Source organism: Sphingobium rhizovicinum (assembly GCF_042647625.1).
GTDB lineage: Bacteria > Pseudomonadota > Alphaproteobacteria > Sphingomonadales > Sphingomonadaceae > Sphingobium > Sphingobium rhizovicinum.
Genome location: NZ_JBHRVU010000004.1, coordinates 1,668,981 through 1,691,012, shown reverse-complemented (window position 1 = coordinate 1,691,012; position 22,032 = coordinate 1,668,981). Strand labels below are relative to the sequence as shown.

At 61.6% G+C, this 22,032-nt stretch carries 24 protein-coding genes; 14 read left to right on the top strand and 10 right to left on the bottom strand.

Annotation, left to right across the window (positions count from 1 at the left end; all coding sequences use genetic code 11):
* Nucleotides 1-91 precede the first annotated feature (91 nt).
* Complete coding sequence (locus ACFOKF_RS09495) at nucleotides 92-1,459, bottom strand: M20/M25/M40 family metallo-hydrolase (protein WP_380795318.1); 1,368 nt, start codon at nucleotides 1,457-1,459, stop codon at nucleotides 92-94.
* Between the two features lie 187 nt (nucleotides 1,460-1,646).
* On the opposite strand from ACFOKF_RS09495, the gene ACFOKF_RS09490 reads away from it, so the two are divergent.
* The 3 genes from ACFOKF_RS09490 (at nucleotide 1,647) to ACFOKF_RS09480 (ending at nucleotide 4,908) form a co-directional block, all read left to right on the top strand.
* Nucleotides 1,647-2,948: a dicarboxylate/amino acid:cation symporter gene (locus tag ACFOKF_RS09490; RefSeq protein WP_380795317.1), complete on the top strand. Its 1,302-nt coding sequence runs from the start codon at nucleotides 1,647-1,649 to the stop codon at nucleotides 2,946-2,948.
* 206 nt (nucleotides 2,949-3,154) lie between these two features.
* Nucleotides 3,155-4,105, top strand: a complete 951-nt coding sequence (locus ACFOKF_RS09485) for a GGDEF domain-containing protein (RefSeq protein ID WP_380795316.1) — start codon at nucleotides 3,155-3,157, stop codon at nucleotides 4,103-4,105.
* A 365-nt stretch (nucleotides 4,106-4,470) separates the two neighbouring features.
* Nucleotides 4,471-4,908: a hypothetical protein gene (locus ACFOKF_RS09480; RefSeq protein ID WP_380795315.1), complete on the top strand. Its 438-nt coding sequence runs from the start codon at nucleotides 4,471-4,473 to the stop codon at nucleotides 4,906-4,908.
* Here ACFOKF_RS09480 and ACFOKF_RS09475 read toward each other — a convergent pair.
* A protein-coding gene (locus ACFOKF_RS09475; protein WP_159367704.1) for an IS630 family transposase occupies nucleotides 4,880-5,826 on the bottom strand; the annotation gives its coding sequence in 2 pieces (ribosomal slippage) (nucleotides 4,880-5,490 and nucleotides 5,490-5,826; 948 coding nt in all). The genes ACFOKF_RS09480 and ACFOKF_RS09475 overlap by 29 nt on opposite strands.
* A gap of 106 nt (nucleotides 5,827-5,932) precedes the next feature.
* Here ACFOKF_RS09475 and ACFOKF_RS09470 point away from each other — a divergent pair.
* From ACFOKF_RS09470 to trmFO, 3 genes are all read left to right on the top strand, one after another.
* Nucleotides 5,933-6,220, top strand: a complete 288-nt coding sequence (locus tag ACFOKF_RS09470) for a hypothetical protein (RefSeq protein ID WP_380795314.1) — start codon at nucleotides 5,933-5,935, stop codon at nucleotides 6,218-6,220.
* A 42-nt stretch (nucleotides 6,221-6,262) separates the two neighbouring features.
* A complete protein-coding gene (locus ACFOKF_RS09465; RefSeq protein ID WP_380795313.1) occupies nucleotides 6,263-7,255 on the top strand; it encodes a sensor histidine kinase in 993 nt (330 codons plus the stop codon).
* 367 nt (nucleotides 7,256-7,622) lie between these two features.
* Nucleotides 7,623-8,966: a methylenetetrahydrofolate--tRNA-(uracil(54)-C(5))-methyltransferase (FADH(2)-oxidizing) TrmFO gene (gene trmFO / locus ACFOKF_RS09460; RefSeq protein WP_380795312.1), complete on the top strand. Its 1,344-nt coding sequence runs from the start codon at nucleotides 7,623-7,625 to the stop codon at nucleotides 8,964-8,966.
* 159 nt (nucleotides 8,967-9,125) lie between these two features.
* On the opposite strand, the gene ACFOKF_RS09455 is transcribed toward trmFO, so the two are convergent.
* Entirely contained in the window at nucleotides 9,126-9,590 is a 465-nt protein-coding gene (locus ACFOKF_RS09455) for an EF-hand domain-containing protein (protein ID WP_380795311.1), read from the bottom strand.
* Between the two features lie 46 nt (nucleotides 9,591-9,636).
* Nucleotides 9,637-10,293, bottom strand: a complete 657-nt coding sequence (locus ACFOKF_RS09450) for a hypothetical protein (protein ID WP_380795310.1) — start codon at nucleotides 10,291-10,293, stop codon at nucleotides 9,637-9,639.
* Between the two features lie 134 nt (nucleotides 10,294-10,427).
* Between ACFOKF_RS09450 and ACFOKF_RS09445 the strand changes: the two genes are divergently transcribed.
* Genes ACFOKF_RS09445 through ACFOKF_RS09435 form a run of 3 tightly spaced genes read left to right on the top strand, consistent with a single transcriptional unit; the run spans nucleotide 10,428 to nucleotide 13,635 of the window.
* Entirely contained in the window at nucleotides 10,428-12,392 is a 1,965-nt protein-coding gene (locus ACFOKF_RS09445; RefSeq protein ID WP_380795309.1) for a pilus assembly protein TadG-related protein, read from the top strand.
* The gene (locus tag ACFOKF_RS09440) at nucleotides 12,389-12,985 is read left to right on the top strand and encodes a TadE/TadG family type IV pilus assembly protein (protein ID WP_380795308.1); all 597 of its coding nucleotides are present in this window, start codon (nucleotides 12,389-12,391) and stop codon (nucleotides 12,983-12,985) included. Before ACFOKF_RS09445 ends, ACFOKF_RS09440 begins: the two co-directional genes overlap by 4 nt.
* Nucleotides 12,982-13,635, top strand: coding sequence for a TadE/TadG family type IV pilus assembly protein (locus tag ACFOKF_RS09435; protein WP_380795306.1), 654 nt, complete (start codon nucleotides 12,982-12,984; stop codon nucleotides 13,633-13,635). Before ACFOKF_RS09440 ends, ACFOKF_RS09435 begins: the two co-directional genes overlap by 4 nt.
* Nucleotides 13,636-13,675: 40 nt before the next feature.
* Here ACFOKF_RS09435 and ACFOKF_RS09430 read toward each other — a convergent pair whose 3' ends face one another.
* The 4 genes from ACFOKF_RS09430 to eno form a co-directional block, all read right to left on the bottom strand.
* Nucleotides 13,676-15,052 carry a pyruvate dehydrogenase complex E1 component subunit beta gene (locus ACFOKF_RS09430; protein ID WP_380795305.1) on the bottom strand — a complete coding sequence of 459 codons (1,377 nt, stop codon included), beginning with the start codon at nucleotides 15,050-15,052 and terminating at the stop codon, nucleotides 13,676-13,678.
* Complete coding sequence (pdhA, locus tag ACFOKF_RS09425) at nucleotides 15,052-16,131, bottom strand: pyruvate dehydrogenase (acetyl-transferring) E1 component subunit alpha (protein ID WP_380795304.1); 1,080 nt, start codon at nucleotides 16,129-16,131, stop codon at nucleotides 15,052-15,054. The genes ACFOKF_RS09430 and pdhA overlap by 1 nt, the downstream gene beginning before the upstream one ends.
* 230 nt (nucleotides 16,132-16,361) lie before the next feature.
* Nucleotides 16,362-16,673 (bottom strand): FtsB family cell division protein, encoded by a 312-nt coding sequence (locus ACFOKF_RS09420; RefSeq protein WP_380795303.1) that lies wholly within the window; start codon nucleotides 16,671-16,673, stop codon nucleotides 16,362-16,364.
* Nucleotides 16,674-16,749: 76 nt separating this feature from the next.
* Nucleotides 16,750-18,024 (bottom strand): phosphopyruvate hydratase, encoded by a 1,275-nt coding sequence (gene eno / locus ACFOKF_RS09415; protein WP_380795302.1) that lies wholly within the window; start codon nucleotides 18,022-18,024, stop codon nucleotides 16,750-16,752.
* A gap of 226 nt (nucleotides 18,025-18,250) precedes the next feature.
* Here eno and ACFOKF_RS09410 point away from each other — a divergent pair, with 226 nt between their 5' ends.
* The 5 genes from ACFOKF_RS09410 (at nucleotide 18,251) to ACFOKF_RS09390 (ending at nucleotide 20,597) form a co-directional block, all read left to right on the top strand.
* On the top strand, nucleotides 18,251-18,892 hold the full coding sequence (locus tag ACFOKF_RS09410) for a hypothetical protein (protein ID WP_380795301.1): 642 nt from the start codon (nucleotides 18,251-18,253) through the stop codon (nucleotides 18,890-18,892).
* A 101-nt stretch (nucleotides 18,893-18,993) separates the two neighbouring features.
* Nucleotides 18,994-19,383, top strand: coding sequence for a hypothetical protein (locus tag ACFOKF_RS09405; protein WP_380795299.1), 390 nt, complete (start codon nucleotides 18,994-18,996; stop codon nucleotides 19,381-19,383).
* Entirely contained in the window at nucleotides 19,380-19,703 is a 324-nt protein-coding gene (locus ACFOKF_RS09400; RefSeq protein ID WP_380795298.1) for a hypothetical protein, read from the top strand. Before ACFOKF_RS09405 ends, ACFOKF_RS09400 begins: the two co-directional genes overlap by 4 nt.
* Entirely contained in the window at nucleotides 19,696-20,271 is a 576-nt protein-coding gene (locus ACFOKF_RS09395) for a hypothetical protein (RefSeq protein ID WP_380797728.1), read from the top strand. Before ACFOKF_RS09400 ends, ACFOKF_RS09395 begins: the two co-directional genes overlap by 8 nt.
* Nucleotides 20,272-20,375: 104 nt before the next feature.
* The gene (locus ACFOKF_RS09390) at nucleotides 20,376-20,597 is read left to right on the top strand and encodes a DUF4170 domain-containing protein (protein WP_380795296.1); all 222 of its coding nucleotides are present in this window, start codon (nucleotides 20,376-20,378) and stop codon (nucleotides 20,595-20,597) included.
* Between the two features lie 243 nt (nucleotides 20,598-20,840).
* On the opposite strand, the gene ACFOKF_RS09385 is transcribed toward ACFOKF_RS09390, so the two are convergent.
* Together ACFOKF_RS09385 and greA are read right to left on the bottom strand one after the other, a co-directional pair.
* On the bottom strand, nucleotides 20,841-21,512 hold the full coding sequence (locus tag ACFOKF_RS09385; RefSeq protein ID WP_380795295.1) for a rhomboid family intramembrane serine protease: 672 nt from the start codon (nucleotides 21,510-21,512) through the stop codon (nucleotides 20,841-20,843).
* Between the two features lie 5 nt (nucleotides 21,513-21,517).
* Complete coding sequence (gene greA / locus ACFOKF_RS09380; protein ID WP_380795294.1) at nucleotides 21,518-21,994, bottom strand: transcription elongation factor GreA; 477 nt, start codon at nucleotides 21,992-21,994, stop codon at nucleotides 21,518-21,520.
* Between the last annotated feature and the right edge of the window lie 38 nt (nucleotides 21,995-22,032).

Sequence of the window (22,032 nt, the reverse complement as noted above, 5' to 3'; positions counted from 1 at the left end):
GGTTCGAGCTTGTCGAGAACTATTCTCGACGGACGCTTCTCGACTTCGCTCGAAGCTGCTCGAACCGAACGGATGAGGGTAAGCCAGTGTCTTACCTCGCCAAAGCCCGGACCACCCGGTCCCACTGCTCCAGCGATTCCGCAATGCCCGCCACCGGCACCCGTTCATTCAGGCCATGGGCAAAACCGTCCTCCGCCTTCATGAACAGGCTGGACACGCCAAAGCTGGGCACGCCCAAGGCCCGGAAATAGAGGCTGTCGGTCGCCCCGGCCGACATGCCCGGCATCACCGTCACCCCCGGCGCGCGCGCGGTCACGGCATCCTTCACCGCCTTCATGACGTCCGCCCGCAGCGGTGAAGCGTCACTCGCCAGCGGATCGCCCAGCGTCTTCACCGTGGCGCTGGGATCATTCACCACCTTCACCAGTTGCGCCTTCACCTGATCGATCGTCACGCCGGGGAAGATGCGGCAATTCACATCCACCTTCGCGCTTTGCGGCAAAGCATTCAATGCATGGCCCGCCTGCGCCACGGTCGCGACGCAGGTGGTGCGCACCTGCCCGATAAATTCCGGCCGGCTCGACAGCAATTGCGCCGCCGCGCCGTCGCCCGTTTCCGCATAGCGTCGCATCGCCTGCCCCACTTCGCCGCCGATCCGATCGGCCGACAACGCCAGCGACGCCTTGGTCAGTTCATTGCGCATCGGCGGAAACTGATAGGCCGCAATCGCGTCGATCGCCTTCGCCAAGCGATAGATCGGATTGCCCGGCGTCGGCGCGCTCGAATGGCCTCCCGCATCGGTGAAAGCGAATTCGAAATCGGCATAGCTCTTTTCGCCCGCCTGCAACTGATACAGCACCGGCTTGCCCTCATCATTCAGCAACCCGCCGCCGCCATCGCCGTTCAGCAGCAATTCCAGATCCTTATATTGCTGCGACAGCGCCCTGGTCGTCACCATGTCGGTTTCTTCATCGCCCGACAGCAGCAAGATGGTGGTGCGGCGCGGCTTCCATCCTTCCTTCTTCAACTGCGCCATGGTCGCGACCATCATCGCGACGTCATATTTATTATCTTCCGACCCGCGCCCGAAGATGTAGCCATTCTCCTCGACCGGGACGAAGGGGTCGCGGGTCCAGTCCGCCCGGTTTGCCGCCACCACATCCATATGGCCGATCAGCGCCATGGGCTTGAGCTTCGGGTCGCTGCCCCAGATCGTCGCCGCCAGCGTCGCCGTTTCGCCCATCGGCGTAATCACGATATCCGCGTCGGCGAAGCCCGCCGCCTTCAGCACCGACGCATAATAGGCCGCCAGCTTTGGCACATTCCCCTCACCCTGCACCGTCTTCATCGCGATGGAGCGCATCAATATGTCCTTGGCCGCGCCCGCATCGGCCGCCGCAAAAGCCCCCTGCGGCACGGCCAGCAACGTAAGCCCCAGAAACACGCCCCGCATCGCCATATATTTGCACTCCCTGATGGACCTATGCCGTATCTGTGGCATAGCGGATCGGCCCGGCCAATCCGTTTGACGGGCTGCACGGAAAGAGGGCCACCTCATCCCTGTTATACACCCGTCAAGAATTGCTTGCGCGCAATTGGATGATCGCCATCCGATATAGGCCGCAGGTCGCTTACAGGAACATATCATGGCCCTCCATTATCGCAGTTTCGGATTTCAGGTTTTGGTCGGCATGGCCGTGGGGCTGGCGCTGGGCCTTGCCGCGCGTCAGATCGGCGCAGGGCCGGATGGCGACCTCAACTGGCTGGCGACCGCGCTCAAGACGACGGGATCGATCTTCGTCTCCCTGCTGAAGGCGATCGTGCCGCCGCTGGTCTTCGCCGCCATCGTCGCGTCGATCGCCAATCTGCGCGCGCTGGACAATGCCGCGCGCCTCGCCGGGCAGACCCTGCTCTGGTTCGCCATCACCGCCCTGATCGCGGTCGCCATCGGCATCAGCATCGGCGTGATCGTGCAGCCGGGCATTGGCCTCAGCAGCGCGGCGCTGGCCGCCAAACAGCCGGATTCGGTCGGCGGCTGGCTCGATTTCCTGAAAGGTCTGGTCCCCGGCAATAGTCTGGCCCTGTCCGCCGGCACCAAGATCACCGACGGATCGGCCACCACCACCCTGTCCTTCAACATCCTGCAATTGCTGGTCATTTCGATCGCCGTCGGCCTTGCGACGCTGAAAGTCGGGGACAAGGCGGACGCCTTCCTCGGCTTTGTTCGCTCGCTGCTCGCCGTCGTGCGCGCCATATTGGGCTGGGTCATCCGCCTGACGCCGATCGGGTCGGCCGCGCTGATCGGCACCGCCGTCGCCACCTATGGCTGGAGCGCGCTGGCCCAGCTTGGCACCTTCACCGCCGCCATCTATCTCGGCCTCGCGCTTGTGCTGCTGGTGGTCTACCCCACGCTGCTGATCGCCAATGGCCTGAAGCCCGGCCCCTTCTTCGCCAAGGCATGGCCGGCGATCCAGCTCGCCTTCGTCTCGCGCTCCTCGGTCGGCACCCTGCCCGTCACCGAAGCCGTGACCGAGCGGCTGGGCGTTGACAAGGGCTATGCCGCCTTCGCCATCCCGCTGGCCTCCACCACCAAGATGGACGGCTGCGCCTCCATCTATCCCGCGCTGGCAGCGATCTTCGTCGCGGGCTTCTACGGCATCCCGCTCCACTTCATCGACTATGCGCTGATCGTCTTCGTCTCGGTCATCGGATCGGCCGCCACCGCTGGCCTGACCGGCGCGATCGTGATGCTGACGCTGACCCTCTCGACGCTGGGCCTGCCGCTGGAAGGCGCCGGCCTGCTGCTGGCGATCGACCCCATCCTCGACATGGGCCGCACGGCGGTCAACGTCGCGGGGCAGGTGCTGGTCGGCGTGATCGTCGCCAAGCGCGAGGGCATTTTGGACGAGAGCGCTTATTATGGCGATGGGGCGCTGGCGACGGCTTAGGAGCGCGGAACCTATCCCCGCCGAAAATGGACGCAGCGTCCACAAACCCTTGAAATAGCCTGCCACTTCGGGCGACGATCGAACCCACAAGGTTCCGGCCGTCGCCCGATCCGCATTCATGCCTAACGACGTTGACCCGGAACGCCGTTACTTTCTAATGCGTTATGTGCGTGTTTGGGGCGAAGAGGGGGTCGGCAAAGAGCATTATGACGTCTTATTATCAAGAAGCGCGAAGCGCTCTGGATTTTCTGGAACATCATCGGCTCGATCCATCCGTCAAAAATTACGATGTTGCGCTTCGCTATGTGATGGAGCCCGCATCCAAACTGGCGCGCGACATTGATGATCTGACATCCGGTGGGCTGCGACTGACGGTGAATGCAATGATGATGCTGATGCAGCGTCATGGCACAGAAGATGCCAGCATTGCGATCGACCATCGGGAACGCACCGTCGCCCGCCAGGCCCAGGAACTGGGGTCATTAACGTCCGATGCGCATGACCTGACCGAAGCGCTCGGCCGCGATGTCGGCGAGATCGTGAACCAGCCCGACCGCTCCCTGATCAATACAGACAATCTCGTCACGCGCCTGTCTGCGGCAGAGCGCGAACTCGCCGAACTGCGCGACGAATTCGTGGCGTTGCGCAATGCCATCAACCTGCCCGGCCAGCCCCGCGCCGATCTCGGTCAGGACGAACTGACCAAGGCGCTGAACCAGACGGGTGCCTGGCGCATCCTCGAACCCCTTTTGAAAGAGGGTCACAGCTATGTCCTGATCATGTTCATCATTGACGATCTGGTCAGCATCAACGCCAGATTTGGACGGGATGTCGGCGACAATGTGCTCAATGCCTTCGCCGCGACCTTGCGACAGTTATTTCCCAAGGAGGATTTGATCCGCTGGAACGGGAATGAATTTCTGATCGTCGTCACCGATGCCTCGGCCATGGCCGCCCGCATACAGGCGGACGAAGCCCTGACCGCCTTTGCGGCGCGTCGCCTGCGACTGAGAGGGACCGGCGAATGGATCGGCACCGTCACGGCATCGGCGGGCATCGTGACGAGCCGGGGCGAAGAACCGGAAGCCATATTGGAAATGGCCCGCTCCAGCGCGCTTGAGGCGGCCGAACAAGGCGGCAACCGGACATTGGGATAGTCGCCAAGCGCGAGGGGATTTGGGACGAGGGCGGTTTTATGGGGGTGGGCGTTAGCTGCGGCTTAGCGCCCTTCCCCGCCACCCGATGCTCCGATAGTCACGCTCCAAACCGGACGATCGTTCGTAGCTTCCGTTTACCTTGTTTTTGTGGTTATCCGGTATCTATGAATAGGGGCGACACTCGATCAACCAACTCCCAAACGCGGCCCAGCCTTACGGGGGCGCTTGGGGTTCTCCGTCACTGGATTGCAGTGCGGCCATTGTGCCAAGCCAGTCAGGAAGCCACACAGCAACTCTTTTCGTCCGAGTTGCGCGGTGCATGATACATCAAGCCAACGAAACTGGTCAGTTTCTGGAGATTTTCAATGAAGGCTTTTGCGCTTCATCTGTTCAAAACAAATGCAGACCTCTCAAATTTCGTTCGCAGCACGTCAAATTTGCAAGACTTAAAGTCTCGTCGAGCTGCAGTACGGATTGCCGTAATTGACGATCAACCGTTCCTGCCGCATATGATTCTGGAAACTTATGGCTATAAAGTTGCGCAGATCGGTGATCTTAAGAAAGTAGAAGAAGTAAAAGATTATCACTTAATACTCTGCGATGTTATGGGCGTTGGAAGGCATTTTGGCGCCAAGGCACAAGGCGCTACGTTAATCTCTGAAATTAAAAAAGTTTATCCAGAGAAAATTGTGATCGCTTATACGGGCGGCGCCGCTGGAGACCCAGCAGTTCAAACGGCTACAGAACGCGCTGATGCCTTAGAGCGGTTTTCGATCAATCTGGGTCATATCCGCACGAACTGAAGTAGTTGGCGCATTCCTTGGGCTGGAAGATGTCGACGAGCTTGCCGATGAGGCTCCACAAGCCGCTGACGGTTCTCTCACCTGCCTTGCGGAGCATGGCCTTGAGGCGGGAGAAGGCCTTCTCAATCGGGTTGAAGTCGGGGCTGTAGGGTGGGAGGAAGCGCAGCGTTGCTCCTGCCGCCTCGATCCGGTCGCGGACTGCGGGACGTTTGTGGCTCGACAGGTTGTCCATGATCACGACGTCGCCTGGCCGCAATTCGGGCACGAGTACCTGCGCCACATATGCTTCAAACCAATCACCGTTGATCGGGCCGTCTAGCACCATCGGCGCGACCATGCCGGTCATGCGTAGGCCGGCGACCAGCGTGGTGGTCTTGCGGTGACCATGCGGGAAGCCCATTCGCAGGCGCTGACCTCTGGCGCAGCGCCCATGACTACGGGTCATGTTCGTGGCAGTCCATGTCTCGTCAATGAAGACCAGGCGTTCCGGATCGAGATCGATCTGGCCGTCAAACCAGTCGTGGCGCTGCCTCAGGACGTCGGGCCGGTCTTGCTCGATGGCATGCCCAGTCTTTTTTTGCGCGTCATGCCCCGCCGCGCGAAAAACCGATGCAGCCCGGCAACCGAGATGGCGAGCCCCTCCTCGACCAAGGCGAGGCGCAGTTCTTCAAGCGAGATGTCCTTGCGCGCTTCCCAGAGGGCGAGAATGTCGGCAGATCGCTCCTCGACACGGCGCGAGCGCATATCTCCGCCTTGAGGTTTGGAGGCAACGCTGCCGGTTCCGCGCTGCTGCGCATGCCACCGGATCGCCGTCGACGGTGCTACGCCGAAACGCGCCGCCGCTGCCCGGCAACTCAGCCCGCCTGCAATCGCAGCCAGAAGCCGAACCCGCAAATCCATCGAGAGAGCGTGACCCATCCATGCCGGCCTCCTTCACCAGCACGGATTCTGAATCAGAAATCACGCGGAGAGGGAATCCCTCATCGATTCAAAGCGGTCGAAAAACGCTCTAATCCGTAAGGATGTGGACGGCGAGGAATGGGCGGCAAAGCTAGATGAACTCGGCGTCGCCGCAATCGATCCGCATATTATATGGCAAAAAGTCCGAGCGCGTTTCGTAGAGCTTGATGTTGATACTAAAGATATTTTGATACTTGAGGATGCATTTGTGCGATCAGTGCTTTCACAGCAGGCGGATTTGGCAACGCTTACACGGATCTTGTCCACGATAAATGTTGGTCCAGACGTTCGGGCTATTGTTCAGGGCTTGGCAAGCTCAGTTATCTTCGCCGCGATCGTGGGACATACCTAATTGTTCTCTCTTCCAACTCTAATAAAATTCGCTTCCGGCGACGTGAAGTTCACGGACGGTGCCATCATCAATTTGCCTATAGAACTGCGTGATAAGCATCGCCTTGAAGTCTACAAAAATATCTCGACGACCGGTTGGGGACTGTCTGAGTTCAACTATCGATATTATGCCTCCTATATGCCATCTGGCGATTTTGTTGTTATTCCTGGTCTAGCAATAATAGACGACCCGATAAAACCGTCAAAAAGGTTCCACGGTTACTCTGCCCAGCTGACGCGGCAACAGGTCGAGCGGACCGTTTCGGGTATGACCTTATACCTCGCCCAAGCGGTAGGGGGAGCTCAACGTGACCTAGCCATGCTGATCCACGATCTGCGGGCGCTATCGAATGCGATCTATAGCCCAGCAGAAGAAGCCAGAATTCAGTTAGAACAAGGTGATACTTTTGAGGCTCGCAAGCGCATCGAAACGGTTATAGCCGCTCAAGGCATTTTGAAAATGCGGACCGACGCATTGGATTTTGCAGGCAATGTACTCGACTCTTCGGGGACATCCATCATTCCTATCTTTCGCAAAATTGACAAAGTGCAAAGATGCTTCAAGTCACTAGCAATCAGCCAAGGGAAATCTGTGACGCTGAGCGGGAACTCATTTCGAAAAACTCGTGGACATGATGTATTTGAACTAGCCCCATACACGTTACTTGACAATGCCGTTAAGTATTCACCGATCGGATATAACGTAGATGTCAATGTATCAGATCATAATGATTTAACTCGACTTGAAGTTAGATCATATGGACCTAAGATACTTGATGGTGAGCGGCAGGCCATATTCGAACAGCATGTTCGAGGCGCAGCTGCTGTAGAATCGAAAATCCCCGGAACGGGCGTTGGTCTGAATATGGCAAAGCGAATTATTGAGCAGGTTTTCGGCGGCAACATTGTGTGCGAACAAATCAATACACCAGTCCAGATCGCGGGCGTAACCTATTACGAAACAGCGTTCATCACGACCATCCCATCGTTCCTCTAAAGCATACGTCGCGAAGCGACCTATGCCTGCTTGGAAGATAACAGCACGCCACCGGCAGCTTTGGCGCATACCCGCTCCAAACCGGATAGTCTCTATCGGCCGATTCCTGCCACGCCACTTCACCCAACTTCGCAAAAATTCTCCTATTGCGAAGCCCCTCTTCCAGTACCCCACCCACGCAAAAATGCGGCCTGCGACAGTGTGAACTTCGCAGCCTTCGCTTGATCCCCCGCCGCCCCAGCCCCGCAACGCCCCTGTCCTACCCGGCCCTGCTCCGCTATACGCATTGCATCCCGCGCCAATATATCCCACTGGCGACCGGAAATTCCCGATTCCACGGGACAAATGCGAAGTTAAGGCGAAGCGCGTGTCTAATCATCAGGTTCATATCATCGGCGGCGGCATGGCGGGGACGGAGGCGGCCTGGCAACTGGCGCAGGCCGGCATCCGCGTCCGCCTGTCCGAAATGCGCGGAGCCGGGGACATGACGCCCGCCCACCAGACGGACGGCCTTGCCGAACTGGTCTGCTCCAACAGCTTCCGTTCCGATGATGCGGACAAGAGCGCCGTGGGCCTGCTGCATCAGGAAATGCGGCGGCTGGGGTCGCTGCTGATGGCGCAGGCGGAATCGGCCAAGGTGCCGGCCGGCTCCGCGCTGGCGGTCGACCGTCATGTCTTTTCCGATGGCGTCACCCGTGCGCTGGCCGAACATCCCAATGTGGAAATCGTGCGCGAGCGGATCGACACGCTGCCGACCGAGGGCATGACCATCGTCGCCACCGGCCCGCTGACCGCGCCCGCGCTGGCGCAGAGCATCGGTCAGGCGGCGGGGATGGAGCATCTCGCCTTCTTCGACGCGATCGCACCGGTCATCCATCATGACAGCATCGACATGGAGCAATGCTGGATGGCCAATCGCTGGGACAAGATCGGCCCCGGCGGTGGTGAGGGCAAGGATTATATCAACTGCCCGATGGACAAGGAGCAATATCAGGCCTTCGTCCAGGGGCTGCTCGACGGCGAAAAGACCGAGTTCAAGGAATGGGAGTCGAGCACCCCCTATTTCGAGGGCTGCATGCCGATTGAGGTGATGGCCTCACGCGGGCCGGAAACGCTGCGCCACGGCCCGATGAAGCCGATGGGCCTCGACAATCCGCGCACCGGCCGCTGGCCCTATGCCGTCGTGCAGTTGCGGCAGGATAATGCGTCGGGCACGCTGTGGAACATGGTCGGCTTCCAGACCAAGCTGAAGCATGGCGCGCAGGTCGAATTGTTCCGCACCATTCCGGGGCTGGAGAAGGCGGAATTTGCGCGGCTGGGCGGCCTGCACCGCAACACCTTCATCCAGAGCCCCAAGCTGCTCGACCCCACGCTGCGCCTGAAGAGCGCCCCGCATATCCGCTTCGCCGGGCAGATGACCGGCTGCGAAGGCTATGTGGAGAGCGGCGCCATCGGCCTGCTCGCCGGGCGCTTCGCTGCGGCGGAGCTATTGGGCCGCGAACTGACCCCACCGCCTGCCGACACGGCGCTGGGCGCGCTGCTCGGCCATGTGACGGGCAATGTGGCGACCGCCGACTATCAGCCGATGAACGTCAATTTCGGCCTGTTCCCGACGCTGGAGGATGTGAAGAAGAAGAGCCGCAAGGAAGCCTACACCGCCCGCGCCCGCGCCTCTCTGGGCCAGTGGATCGGCGCGATGGAGATCGCCTGAACACTCTGCTCCGGCCTTGAAATGTTAAATACTCCCGTTCGCTTCGAGCGAAGTCGAGAAGCCGAAAGCGCGATGCGACGTTCAGAGTCGCTGAACTCGGCTCTACCTCGTTTCTCGACTTCGCTCGAAACGAACGGATCAGGGTAAAATCATCCTATTCTAACATTTGCACTTCGCCTTCGCCGCCCGCTTGGGCGCGGTGGCCGCAAATTCCGCCGGGGTCAGCCTGCCGTCCTTGTCGGCGTCTGCCGCGCCGAAACGGTCGGCGGTCGCAACCGCCCATTCCTCGAAGGACAAGAGGTTGTCGCCATCCTTGTCCAGCGCCTTGAACGCCTTCGTCCGGCTGCCCAGCATTTCGATCCGGGTAATGACGCCATCCCGGTTCCGGTCGTAACGAGCAAAGCGCTTCTCCTCCCGGCTCTGCGGGCTGGCCTCGCCGGGCATGGGCGGCGCATCGCCCACCGCATCGGGATCGCCCTCCGGCAGGCTCTCGACGGCAGGCGGAGGCGGCGTAGCCAGCGCCAGTTGCGGCGCGGGCGCTATATCGGCCCGCCCCTGCCACCAGAACAGCCCGCCCGCGACCAGCAGCAGCGCCGCCATACCGCCCGCCAGCATTCGCCCCATGCCTTGCGCCCCCTTCAACCGCGTGAAGGGGAACTATGCCGATCCGTCAGCGCCCGACAAGCGCGATCCGTAGCAACCGCCACGCCAGCGTCCGCGATATGCCCAGCGGCGCGCCCTGCCCCGCCAGCACATCCTGCCGCGCCAGGGTAAAAGCGATGCGCAGCGGCTTCCACTCCTTCAGCCAGCGCGCCTGCTCCGTTGCCGGCAACAAGTCCCGCGCCATCGTCAACGCCGCATCCCGCAACGCCGGATCATCGACATGACCGATCAGATCCCACAACGCCCAGAGCTGCCCTGCCGCCACCAGCCATTCGGGCGCATCTGCGGCGTCCGCCAGCGCCCGGAACAGCCCGCCGCCGCGCCCGACCGCATAGTCGCGCAAACCCTGCGCGTCGATCTCCGGCTCGACCACCAGCACTTCCCAGCCGTCAATCATCGCCACCAGTCCCGGCGCGGTCATAGCGCCGCTGGCGCGCATCGCATCGACCACCGGTTCGCCCCGCCCCTTGCGCCCGTCCGCATCCTCGACAACGTCATTCCACCAGGCAAGGCGCATCTGTCCGATCGCCGCTTCGCTGGTGGTGCGGGCGACCTTCGCCAGCCGCGCGTCGAAGGCCCAGATCGCGCGATGCCGCTCCGCATCGCGCCCGGCATGCGCGCTCAGCAACAGCGCCAGCGGCGCGACTTCGCTCTCTGCAATCATTGCGCCCGCCCGCGGATTTGGGCGGTGACGCGGATTATCGGGAATTTAACCATCTTCCTCATACACATTCTAACGAGTGGAATTGCATAGCCGTTCGGCTGCCCAAATCAGATGCACGGGGCGTCGGGCGCGACATGAGTGATTGCGAGCAAATGGGCAAGGCAAAGGATCGGCAATTGGGCTTTCTGGGTCGGCTGGCGAAGAATCAGGCGGGCAACACCATGGCGATCGTCGCCGCGGCGATCATCCCGCTTGCCGCGCTGATCGGCGGCGGTCTTGACATGGGGCGCGCCTATATGGCCCGCGCCCGCTTGCAGCAGGCCTGCGACGCCGCCGCACTGGCCGGACGCCGCGCCATGACGACATCGTCGATGACCACGTCCGACATTGCCGAAGCGAGGAAATTCTTCGACTTCAACTTCCCGCAGAACACGTTCCAGGCGGCGACCTTCACGCCCGTTATCCAGAGCAAGCCGGGCGAAACGACCACGGTGCAGGTGACGGCCGAAACCACCATGCCGACCACGGTCATGAAGATATTCCGATATGAAACGCTGCCGCTGTCGGTGACATGCGAAAGCCGGTTCGACATCGGCAATACCGACGTGATGCTGGTGCTCGATACCACCGGATCGATGGCCTATTCCATTTCCGACGGCAATGGCGGCACCACCACGCGCCTGGCCGCCCTGAAACAGGCGGTGAAGGATTTCTACGACACGCTGGGCGCTGGATCGGACCTGACAGGCCGCATCCGTTATGGCTTCATGCCCTATAGCTCGACCGTCAATGTCGGCTATCAATTGCCATCGACCATGCTGGTGGGCGGCCGCAGCGGCGAGACATGGACCTATAACAGCCGCCGCATGACCTATTATAACAATACGGCGCTGACGACGAGCGTCTGCTACCGCAAATATAACGCCAACAACTGCCGCACCTCGCTCGCCACGGCGGAGAATGACAGCGGAACCAACCGCACCCAGACCCAATGCTATAATTGGGGCAATACGGCCGCAGCGTTCAGCGGATCCGCGCCAAACACCGTCACCAAGATCACATATAGCCCGGAAACCTATAACGGCACATCGCCGGTGCCGTCGTCCGGTTCGACGTCGCGCTCGTGCGTGCGGCGCGAAACGACCACGACGCATAATAGCGGCTATGTCGCCCAGAACGGATGGTCCGAGCTGAAAATGGAATATGGGGATTATGACTTCCCCGTATCCGCCTATATCACCGGCAATCAGGTCGCCAATCCGGCCTATTATACGAGCACGCCCAATGACGTGGACGGCGAACCCGTGCCGTCCACCGCCACCTGGTCCGGCTGCATCGAGGAACGATCGACCGACAACACGATCACGGCGACCTCTTCGAACGCAACGGTCCCCGCAGATGCGCATGACCTCAACGTCAATGAAGCGCCGACGGATACAGACACCAGATGGCGGCCGCATTGGCCGGAGGTCGAATTTAGCCGTGCCGGCGAATATCTCAATGACGCCACGCGCATCAGTGGCGGCTGGAACGCCTGCCCCAGCCAGTCGCGCCGCCTGACCAGCTATGCCAACCGCACGACCGCGCCGACGGGTCAGTCGAGCAGCTTCAACAGCTATGTCGACGGACTGATCGCCGTGGGCGGCACCTATCACGACATTGGCATGCTCTGGGGCGCGCGCTTCCTGTCCCCGAACGGCATCTTCGCCAGCGACAATGCCGCCGCGCCCAATGGCTTCAACATCGCGCGTCACATCGTCTTCATGACGGACGGGGACATGAGCGCCTATCAAGGCGTCTATGGCGCCTATGGCTATCAGTTGCTGGACGGCCGCGTCGCCGCAACCAACACCAGCGACACCAGCCTGACCGCAATCCATAACAACCGCCTGACGATGCTGTGCAACTCCATCAAGGGCATGGGCATCACCGTATGGGTCATCGGCTTCCGTAACCAGTCGGAAGGCGACATCCAGACGCCGCTGCAAGGCTGCGCCTCCTCCTCCAACCACTGGACCATGGCCTATACCGCGTCTGCGCTCAGTCAGAAGTTCAAGGACATCGCCAAGAATATCGGCGGGCTGAGGCTGTCGCAATGATCGGGACGATCGCCGCCTTTCTTGGCCGCCTGCGTTCTCATGTGCGCGGCGCGACCCTGCTGGAGTTCGGGCTGATCTCGCCGGTCCTGATCCTCACCATCATGGGGATCGGCGACCTCGCCTATCAATCCTATCTGCGCGCGGTGACGCGCGGGGTGCTGGAGAAGGCCGCGCGGGCTGCATCGGTTGGCACGCTCAACGCCACCCAGATCGACGCCTATATCGAAGCGCAGATGGCCGCCATCAATTCGAAAAACGGCACCACGTCGACCACCAAGAAAAGCTATTACAACTTCTCGCGCGTCGGCAAGCCGGAGAAGATCACGACCGACACTGCGCCGCTGGGCAGCTATAATAGCGGCGACTGTTATGAGGACGCCAATAACAACGGCACCTATGACACGAACAGCGGCGCCACCGGCCTGGGCGGCGCCGACGACATCGTCTATTATGAAGTGACGGTATCGATGCCGCGCATGTTCCCCATGGCCAAGTTGCTGGGATGGAGCGCCACCCAGACGGCATCCGCCACCACCATGGTCCGCAACCAGCCCTGGTCCAACCAGAGCACGCCAACGATCCGCTGCTCATGAACTGCATCCGCCTGCTAGTCGCCCGCCTGCGCCGCGACGATCGCGGCCTCGCCCTGATCGAGTTCGCCTTCTCGCTCCCGGTGCTGGTGATATTGTGCATGGCCGGCCTTGAGTGCGCCAACCTTGCCCTGGCCCACCTGCGCGTCAGCCAGGTCGCCATGCTAGTGGCCGACAATGCCGCGCGCGTACGCACATCCATTGACGAAGCCGACGTGAACGAGATCATGACCGGCGCTGACCTGTCGACGTCTTCGCTGAAGCTGAAGGACAATGGCCGCATCTTCCTGTCCGACCTGGAACCTAACGGCAAAGCCAGTCCGAACACCGGCCAATATATTCGCTGGCAGCGCTGCTGGGGCAGCGGCGCCTTCACGTCCAGCTATGGCGTAGCGGGCAATGGCCAGAATGACGCCAGCATGGCGCTGGGCATGGGGCCGGGCACCACTGCCGCGACCAAGGTGATGTCCGCCAGCGGCACGGCGGTCATGTTTGTGGAAGTCGCCTATAATTATCAGCCGCTGATCACCAATGCGATCTTCGGCAACAGGGTGATCCGTTATTCCAGCGCCTTCAATGTGCGTGAACGGACCGATCAGGCGATCAAGAATGCCGGCGGTTTGGCGACATCGGCAACAGCCGCCTGTAGCTGATGGCAAAAGGGCGGCTGATCCAGCCGCCCTTTCCTTTTTCTTATTTGTAGCAGACCTTCTTGGCCGCTTCGACCACGCGGGCCGCGTCGATCAGGGCCGCCTTTTCGAGGTTCGCGGCGTAAGGTAGCGGCACATCCTCGTTGGTGACGCGCAGGACCGGAGCGTCGAGATCGTCGAAGCCCTTTTCCATCACGACGGCGGCGATTTCCGACGCGATCGAGCAGGTCGGCCAGCCTTCTTCCACCACGACCAGACGGTTGGTCTTCTTCAGGCTTTCCAGAACCGTCGCGGTGTCGAGCGGGCGCAGCGTGCGCAGATCGATCACTTCTGCGTCGATGCCCTCTGCCGCCAGCGTTTCCGCCGCGTCGAGCGCCAGACCCACGCCGATCGAGTAGCTGACCAAAGTCACGTCCTTGCCCGGACGCATGATCCGCGCCTTGCCGATCGGCAGGACATAATCGTCCACCTTGGGCACGTCGAAGCTGCGGCCATAGAGAAGTTCATTCTCCAGGAACACGACCGGGTCGGTCGATCGGATCGCCGCCTTCAGCAGGCCCTTGGCGTCGGCCGCGTCATAAGGCGCGATGACGATCAGGCCGGGAACGGCGGCATACCAGGGACCATAATTCTGGCTGTGCTGCGCGCCGACGCGGCTGGCCGCGCCGTTGGGACCACGGAACACGATCGGGCAGCGCATCTGGCCGCCGGACATATAGTTGGTCTTGGCCGCCGAGTTGATGATGTGGTCGATCGCCTGCATGGCGAAGTTGAACGTCATGAACTCGATGACCGGGCGCAGACCGCCCATGGCCGCGCCGGTGCCGATACCAGCAAAGCCATATTCGGTGATCGGCGTGTCGATCACGCGCTTGTCGCCAAACTCGTCCAGCAGGCCCTGCGTGACCTTGTAAGCGCCCTGATATTCGGCGACTTCTTCGCCCATCACGAAAACGCGCTCATCCTTGCGCATTTCTTCGGCCATCGCGTCGCGCAGCGCTTCGCGAACCGTCGTCTTGACGAATTCGGTGCCGGCTGGAAGGTCCGGATCCTGCACGGTCGCCCTGGCTTCCGACGCCAGCTTGGACGTGCCGCTTTCAGCCTTCTTGGGCGCTTCTTCAGCCTTGGGGGCTGCGGCCGCCGGGGCTGCTGCGGCAGGCGCCGGAGCCGCTTCGCCGCCTTCGCCGGCCATCGTCGCGATGACCGTGCCGACCTTCACGCCTTCGGAACCTTCCGCGATCAGGATCTGGCCGATCTTGCCTTCATCGACGGCTTCGAATTCCATCGTCGCCTTGTCGGTTTCGATCTCGGCGAGAATGTCGCCGGACTTCACCTCGTCGCCTTCCTTCACCAGCCACTTGGCCAGCGTGCCTTCTTCCATCGTCGGCGAGAGCGCCGGCATCTTGATTTCGATACCCATTAATATTGCTCCACCAGCACGTCGGTATAGAGTTCAGCCAGTTCCGGTTCGGGCGAGGTTTCGGCGAAGTCGGCGGCCTCTGCCACGACCTTGCGAATGTCCTGATCGATCACCTTGATTTCGTCTTCGCTGACGCCGGCTTCGATCAGATATTTCTTCACGCCCTCGATCGGGTCGGACTTGTCGCGCATCGCCTGCACTTCTTCGCGCGAGCGATATTTGGCAGGATCGGACATGGAGTGGCCGCGATAGCGGTAGGTCTTCATTTCCAGCAGGATCGGGCCATTGCCTTCCTGCACCCATTTCAGCGCTTCCTCGGTCGCGCCGCGCACAGCCAGAACGTCCATGCCGTCGACCTGAAGGCCGGGGATGCGGAAGCTTTCGCCGCGGCGATACAGTTGGTCTTCCGACGAAGCCCGATTGACGCTGGTGCCCATGGCGTACTGGTTGTTTTCGATCACGAAGATGATCGGCAACTTCCAGAGTTCGGCCATGTTGAACGATTCATAGACCTGGCCCTGATTGGCCGCGCCATCGCCGAAATAGGCAACGCAGACGCCGCCATCATTATTGTACTTGTGCGCGAAGCCCAGGCCAGCGCCCAGCGAAACCTGCGCGCCGACGATGCCATGACCGCCGTAGAATTTATGCTCGACGCTGAACATATGCATCGAACCGCCCTTGCCGCGCGAGATGCCCGCTTCACGGCCGGTCAGTTCGGCCATGATCACCTTGGGATCGATGCCATAGGCGAGCATGTGGCCATGATCGCGATAGCCGGTGATGACGCTGTCCTTGCCGGGCTTGAGCGCCGACTGGATGCCGACCGCAACCGCTTCCTGGCCGATATAGAGGTGGCAGAAGCCGCCGATGAAGCCCAGACCATAAAGCTGGCCTGCCTTTTCCTCGAAGCGGCGAATAAGAACCATTTGCCGATAAAATTCCAGCAACTCTTCCTTGCTGGCCTTGTAGTCAGTCGGCGTTTCCGGGCGCGGCCGATTATGGTCCGCACCGGCAGCGGCGGGTGCAGCCGCCTTTGCCTTTGCGCTCGCAGCGCGCGGCGTGGTTGGTTTCGCCAAGGCTATTATCCTTTTGCGTGGGGTAGGATGGAAGGAAGCCCGATATAAGGGCAGAGTTGCATATATTGCAACTGCGCGCCCCCGGAATCCGGGCAGAACCAATAGCTTTTACCGAAAATTGATGGCCCGGGACAGGATGGCAACGGGCCAGCAAAAGAGACCCGCAGCAAAATTACGAGGACGGCGATTTTTGCGCAAAATCCTTACGCAAACCTTCCGTATCCGTAAGGTCAGTTCAGCGGAACAATGACCTCGTCATGGTGAATCACCCCCAACTGCCGCCGGATCAACTCATCACTCAGATCAGGGTCGACGCGGCGGGGATTGAGCAGGTCGACGCGGTTGCGCAATTCGCCGCGCGCCAACTGCACCTTCTTCAGTTCACCCTTGGCCTCATGCAACTGGCGCGAATAATCGCCCCATGCCAGCACGCCGTTTGAGCCAAGCACGACATAGCCTGCGAAGAACAGCAGCAAGAGCAGCGCAATCGCAGGGCCAAGGGCCGAAAACAGAAGCAGACGAAGTTTAGCGATATGCGCCATGGACCAGATGAATCACAGCTGTCGGCTGGCCGCAAGCAAAAAATTGCAGACTTGCGGCCAGCCGGTTCAGACAGGCTTAACGAAAGATCGAACGCCCGGCGTAAACAGCAATATCGCCCAGCTCTTCTTCGATGCGGATCAACTGGTTATACTTGGCGAGCCGGTCCGAACGGGCGAGCGAGCCGGTCTTGATCTGACCGCAGTTGGTGGCGACGGCGAGGTCGGCGATGGTCGCGTCCTCCGTCTCGCCCGAACGGTGCGACATGACGGCGGTGTAACGCGAACGATGCGCCAGATCCACGGCGGCCAGCGTTTCGGTCAGCGTGCCGATCTGGTTCACCTTCACCAGCAGCGAATTGGCAAGCCCCTTGCCGATGCCCATGGCCAGGCGTGCCGGGTTGGTGACGAACAGGTCGTCGCCGACCAGCTGCACCTTGTTGCCGATCTTGTCGGTCAGCGCCTTCCACCCTTCGAAATCATCTTCGCTCATGCCGTCTTCGATCGACTTGATCGGATAGTCGGCGCACAGCGCAGCGAGATAATCCGCCATTTCCACCGGCGAGAGAGACAGGCCTTCGCCCGAAATCTCGTACTTGCCATTCTTGAAGAATTCGGTGGCGGCGCAGTCCAGCGCCAGCACGACGTCGTCGCCCGGCTTGTAGCCCGCCTTCTCGATGCTCGCGAGGATGAAGTCCAGCGCGTCGCGGGTCGATGCGATGTTAGGGGCAAAGCCGCCCTCGTCGCCGACCGAGGTGGCCAGACCCTTGTCGTGCAGGCCCTTCTTGAGCGTGTGGAAGATTTCCGAACCGATCCGCACGGCGTCGGCGATGCTTTCGGCACCGACCGGCATGATCATGAATTCCTGGAAATCGATCGGGTTGTCGGCATGTTCGCCGCCGTTGATGATGTTCATCATCGGCACCGGCAGAACGTGCGACGAAACGCCGCCGACATAGCGATAGAGCGGCAGGCCGCGCGCGTCGGCAGCCGCCTTGGCGGTGGCGAGCGACACGCCCAGGATCGCGTTAGCGCCCAGACGCGACTTGTTCTCCGTGCCGTCGAGCGCGATCATCGCGGCGTCGACTTCGGCCTGGTCTTCGGCGTCGATGCCGATGATCTGCTCGACAATTTCGTCATTCACGGCGGCAACCGCCGCCAGCACGCCCTTGCCCAGATATTTGCTCTTGTCGCCGTCGCGCTTTTCAACGGCTTCGTAAGCGCCGGTGGACGCGCCCGACGGCACGGCGGCGCGGCCAAAGCTGCCATCTTCCAGCATGACGTCGACTTCGACGGTGGGGTTGCCACGGCTGTCGAGAATCTGGCGGGCGTGAATGTCGAGAATGGCGGTCATGATCGCTCCCTGAAAGATGGCCTGCACGGCGGCTGGACGGCAATTTTCGCGCTCCGCTTAGCCAGCACCATCCGCCTTGGCAATGCAGGGGGTTGCGCGATCGGAAAAAATGCCGATGCTCAAAATGTAACGGCAACGGAACTGTAGGCTGCCGCCAAGCATTTGGAGCATGAATGGTTGCCGCGCGCAGCGGTCGACATGCTGCATCGAAGGGAGACTGAGGACGATGGCTGACACCCCCGAAACCCCGCCCGTCAAGCGCGGCCGCAAGCCCGCCGCCGCCGGGGCCAAGCCGGTGAAGGCGAAGCCCGCCAAGGCGTCCGCCGCCCCTGCGCCGGTGAAGATTGCGGCCGTGAAGGCGGCTCCGGTTAAGAAGGCGGCCACGCGCAAGGCGCCCGCCGCCAAGAAGCCCGGTAATGGCGCTGCGGCGCATGGCTGGACCGCCCAGATCGCCCCGATCAAGGCGCAGGCGGAAAAAGCGGCTAAGGTCGCGACCGACAAGTTCAATTCGGTCGACTGGAAAGCGCATATTGACCCGATCAAGGAGCAGGCCGGCAAAACCGCCAAGTCCGCCGCTGGCGCAGCCAAGGACAAGACCGGCACCGCCATGCAGAGCCTGGCCAAGCTGATTTCGGACACCGCCGGCACGGTCGACGCAAAGCTTGGCCCGCAATATGGCGACTATGCCCGTCAGGCCGCCCAGCAGGTGGCTGGCGCGGCTGACACGCTGGAAAGCAAGGACGTCGACCAGTTGATGGACGAAGCGCGCGATTTCGTGCGCAAAAGCCCGGCGGTCGCGATCGGCGCGGCAGCGGTTGTCGGCTATGTGCTGATGCGTCTGGCGAAAGGGTCCGACGACAAGGCGTGACTGATCGGCCCCGCCACCGGGGTCGACGCTGATTTTCGGGCGGCGGGTCGGCCTGCCGCCCTTCCCACGCAATAGCCCGCATGGCGGGGCGGAGGGCCATCTTGATTGACGAGCCAGCGGAAACGGCGGTGACGCCGCACACCGACGGGCAGGATGACGCCGCGCCCGACGAATCGGTGCGCGACACCTTCTCGCGTCTCTACGCCGATGCGCGCGCCTATGCCGGCGCAGAGGCGGAAAAGCAGAAATTGCGCGCCGGAATTGTTGCGACCGGCGTGCGCAATGCGGCGATATTGGGCATTGTGGCGCTGATTCTGGTCTTCGCCAGCATCGTTGCACTGCTGATCGGCCTGATCATCGCCCTCGCCCAGCATGTCGGGCCGCTCTGGGGCACGCTGATCGTGGTGGGCGGCGCATTGCTGATCGCCGTACTGCTGCTGTTGCTGGCGAAGGGATGCATTGGCCGGATGATGAAGGCGATCAGACCATGAGCAAGGAAGCAGCCTATCACGCAGCCTGCGTCCGCGCCGATGAGACGCGCGCCCAACTGGCCGTCAGCGCGCAGGCGGCAAAGGCGCGGATCGCGCCTGCCCGCCTGAAGCAGGATGCCGTGGCGAAGATCACCGCATCCGCGCTGGATGGCGTCGCCTATGCCGCGGCCAAGGCGCAGCAGCGCCCTGTCGCAATCGGCGCAGCGGCCGCCGCCTTTGGATTATTCCTGGCCCGTCGCCCACTGGCGGCACTTTTCGGACGTTTATATGTTCGTTTCAGGAAGCAAGACACTGACTTACCGGAGATTGATGATGGCTGATATCCGCGCTCAACTCACCCGCGTCCGCGAAGCGGCCAATGATGTCGCCGTGACCGCGACCGACCGGATCAAGGACACGACAGAAAAGGCGCGCGAGGGCGCTGGCGACCTGATCCAGACCGGCGTGGACAAGGCGAGCGACGCCTATGTCGACGCCCGCGACAAGACCCAGCGCGTCGCCGCCCGCGCCAATCAGATCGTGCAGGAACATCCGGTGATGGCCGTGGCCGGCGCGGTCGCCGCCGGCGCGGTCATCGCCTGGATGTTTCCCAAGAGCCGGCGCGCAATGAAGGCGCTGCCGGGCATTGCCGCTTCAGCCGGTGCAAAGGTGGTGGAAGCCGCCGTTGCAGCGCGGGCCGCTGCGGCGGAAAGCGCCGAAACGGTGAAGCAGGGCGCAACCACGGCGCTCAGCGCCGCTGGCGATGCGGCATCCAGCGCCAAGGACAGCGTGGTCGCGGCGGAACTGCCTGCAAAGGCGTCGAAACTGGCGGATGATGTCGCATCTCTGGTCGCCGCACGCGTCGATGCAATCAGCAGCGCGATCAAGGCGCGATTGCCGAAAAGCTAATCGCGATTGCGGGATACGCAATCGAACCGACCCTACCCCTCCTTGGCTGATCGCGGACGCGATGCTAAAGCCCCGCTATCAGCCAAAGGAGAAAATATAAAACCATGAGCAAGATGCATCTGGTGATGGGTGGCCGCGTCACCAACCCGCAGACGCTGGATTTTCAGGATCTGAGCAAGGTCGATTTCGTCGGCGTGTTCCCTGACTATGCCTCAGCCGAAAAGGCCTGGCGCAGCGCTGCGCAGCGCACGGTGGACGACGCCGAAATGCGCTATGTGATCGTGCATCTGCACCGCCTGCTGGAACCGGAACTGCCCAGCGCCTGATCCGGCGTCGATCGCGTAGGGCGAAATCATGGGATGCAACAGATGCTTCCCGGTTTCGCCCGAAGCGACCGGAAACAGGATCAATCCCAAAGTGCGTTAGAGCGTCGCGCTTTAAATATGATCCGTTCGCCCTGAGCCTGCCGAAGGGCTGTACTTTTCTTAGCGTGTTCAAGGCAAAATGCAGGGCTTCGACAAGCTCAGCCCGAACGGAGGTTGGGTGATCCAGGTTTCACGCACGAGGCTCTAATGCACGGCCCGCGGCTTTTTGCGGAACCGCCAGCGCAGAAGCGGGCGCGTCGCCGCCAGCCCGGCCAGAAAACCGCCAATATGTGCGGCAATCGCAATCTGCCCCAGATCGCCAAGTCCGCCGTCCATTCCGCCGGATGAGGCCAGACCGATCATCAGTTGGATCGCGATCCACGCCGCCGCCAGCCACAGCACGCGCACCAGATTGGCCGACAACGGCCCAATGCGGCGCACCTTCTGCTGGCTGTAGAGCAGCGAATAGGTCGCCAATATCGCCGAAATCGCCCCGCTCGCGCCGACCATCGGATTGGTCGACGCCGGATCGACCAGCCATTGCGCCAGACAAGCGGCATAAGCGCCGACGCCGTAGAGAAACAGCGTCCCGCCCCAACCCAGCACATGCTCCACCTGCCGCCCGCAAAAGAGCAGCATGAACATGTTGAAACCGATGTGCAGCCAGCCGGCATGGATCAGCGTGCAGCTGACCGGGGTCAGCCACGCCGGCACTGCCAGCATGCCCTGCAACAGCGCCGGATCGCCAAGGCGCGCGGGTATGAAGCCGCCAATGATGGCGGCGTCCGTCACCTTTCCGGCCAGATACAACAGCAGGAAGGCGGCGACACTGATCGCCGCGATCCCGTTGGTGGCGCGTCCGGCTGGCAGCTTCACGGCGTTCAGATGAACTGGATCTTGTCGACCAGGTAGAATTTGTCGCCCGACGGGACCGACACTTCGACCTCGTCACCGACCTCACGGCCGATCAGCGCACGACCCAGCGGGCTGTTATAGCTGATCATGCCGGCCTTGGCGTCCGCCTCGGCCTGACCCACGATCTGATATTTGACCGGCTTGTCGTCTTCATCCAGCAGCGTCACGGTCGCGCCAAAGATGATCTTGTCGCCCGACAATGTTGTCGGATCGATGATCTGGGCGCGCGACAGCTTGTCTTCCAGATCGTTGATCGTCGCCTCGACCTGACCCTGACGCTCCTTGGCGGCATGATATTCGGCATTTTCCGACAGGTCGCCATGCGCGCGCGCTTCCTCGATGGCGTCCACGATCAAAGGCCGCTCGGCCTTCAGTTCGCGGAGCTGCGCATTGAGCTTGTCATAGCCCTGTTGCAGCATCGGCATCTTCTCGACGGTCGCCATTCCCTAAAAATCCTTCGTCAAAACTTCCCTCTGGCGGC

Excerpts from the sequence above, each read along its gene's own strand:
- ACFOKF_RS09390 (WP_380795296.1), top strand. The coding sequence starts at position 20,376 with ATGAGCAAGATGCATCTGGTGATGGGTGGCCGCGTCACCAACCCGCAG.
- greA (WP_380795294.1), bottom strand. The coding sequence starts at position 21,994 with ATGGCGACCGTCGAGAAGATGCCGATGCTGCAACAGGGCTATGACAAG.
- ACFOKF_RS09440 (WP_380795308.1), top strand. The coding sequence starts at position 12,389 with ATGATCGGGACGATCGCCGCCTTTCTTGGCCGCCTGCGTTCTCATGTG.
- ACFOKF_RS09435 (WP_380795306.1), top strand. The coding sequence starts at position 12,982 with ATGAACTGCATCCGCCTGCTAGTCGCCCGCCTGCGCCGCGACGATCGC.
- ACFOKF_RS09450 (WP_380795310.1), bottom strand. The coding sequence starts at position 10,293 with ATGATTGCAGAGAGCGAAGTCGCGCCGCTGGCGCTGTTGCTGAGCGCG.
- ACFOKF_RS09410 (WP_380795301.1), top strand. The coding sequence starts at position 18,251 with ATGGCTGACACCCCCGAAACCCCGCCCGTCAAGCGCGGCCGCAAGCCC.
- ACFOKF_RS09430 (WP_380795305.1), bottom strand. The coding sequence starts at position 15,052 with ATGGGTATCGAAATCAAGATGCCGGCGCTCTCGCCGACGATGGAAGAA.
- eno (WP_380795302.1), bottom strand. The coding sequence starts at position 18,024 with ATGACCGCCATTCTCGACATTCACGCCCGCCAGATTCTCGACAGCCGT.
- ACFOKF_RS09490 (WP_380795317.1), top strand. The coding sequence starts at position 1,647 with ATGGCCCTCCATTATCGCAGTTTCGGATTTCAGGTTTTGGTCGGCATG.
- ACFOKF_RS09485 (WP_380795316.1), top strand. The coding sequence starts at position 3,155 with ATGACGTCTTATTATCAAGAAGCGCGAAGCGCTCTGGATTTTCTGGAA.
- ACFOKF_RS09455 (WP_380795311.1), bottom strand. The coding sequence starts at position 9,590 with ATGGGGCGAATGCTGGCGGGCGGTATGGCGGCGCTGCTGCTGGTCGCG.
- ACFOKF_RS09395 (WP_380797728.1), top strand. The coding sequence starts at position 19,696 with ATGGCTGATATCCGCGCTCAACTCACCCGCGTCCGCGAAGCGGCCAAT.
- ACFOKF_RS09480 (WP_380795315.1), top strand. The coding sequence starts at position 4,471 with ATGAAGGCTTTTGCGCTTCATCTGTTCAAAACAAATGCAGACCTCTCA.
- ACFOKF_RS09400 (WP_380795298.1), top strand. The coding sequence starts at position 19,380 with ATGAGCAAGGAAGCAGCCTATCACGCAGCCTGCGTCCGCGCCGATGAG.
- ACFOKF_RS09420 (WP_380795303.1), bottom strand. The coding sequence starts at position 16,673 with ATGGCGCATATCGCTAAACTTCGTCTGCTTCTGTTTTCGGCCCTTGGC.
- ACFOKF_RS09495 (WP_380795318.1), bottom strand. The coding sequence starts at position 1,459 with ATGGCGATGCGGGGCGTGTTTCTGGGGCTTACGTTGCTGGCCGTGCCG.
- ACFOKF_RS09445 (WP_380795309.1), top strand. The coding sequence starts at position 10,428 with ATGAGTGATTGCGAGCAAATGGGCAAGGCAAAGGATCGGCAATTGGGC.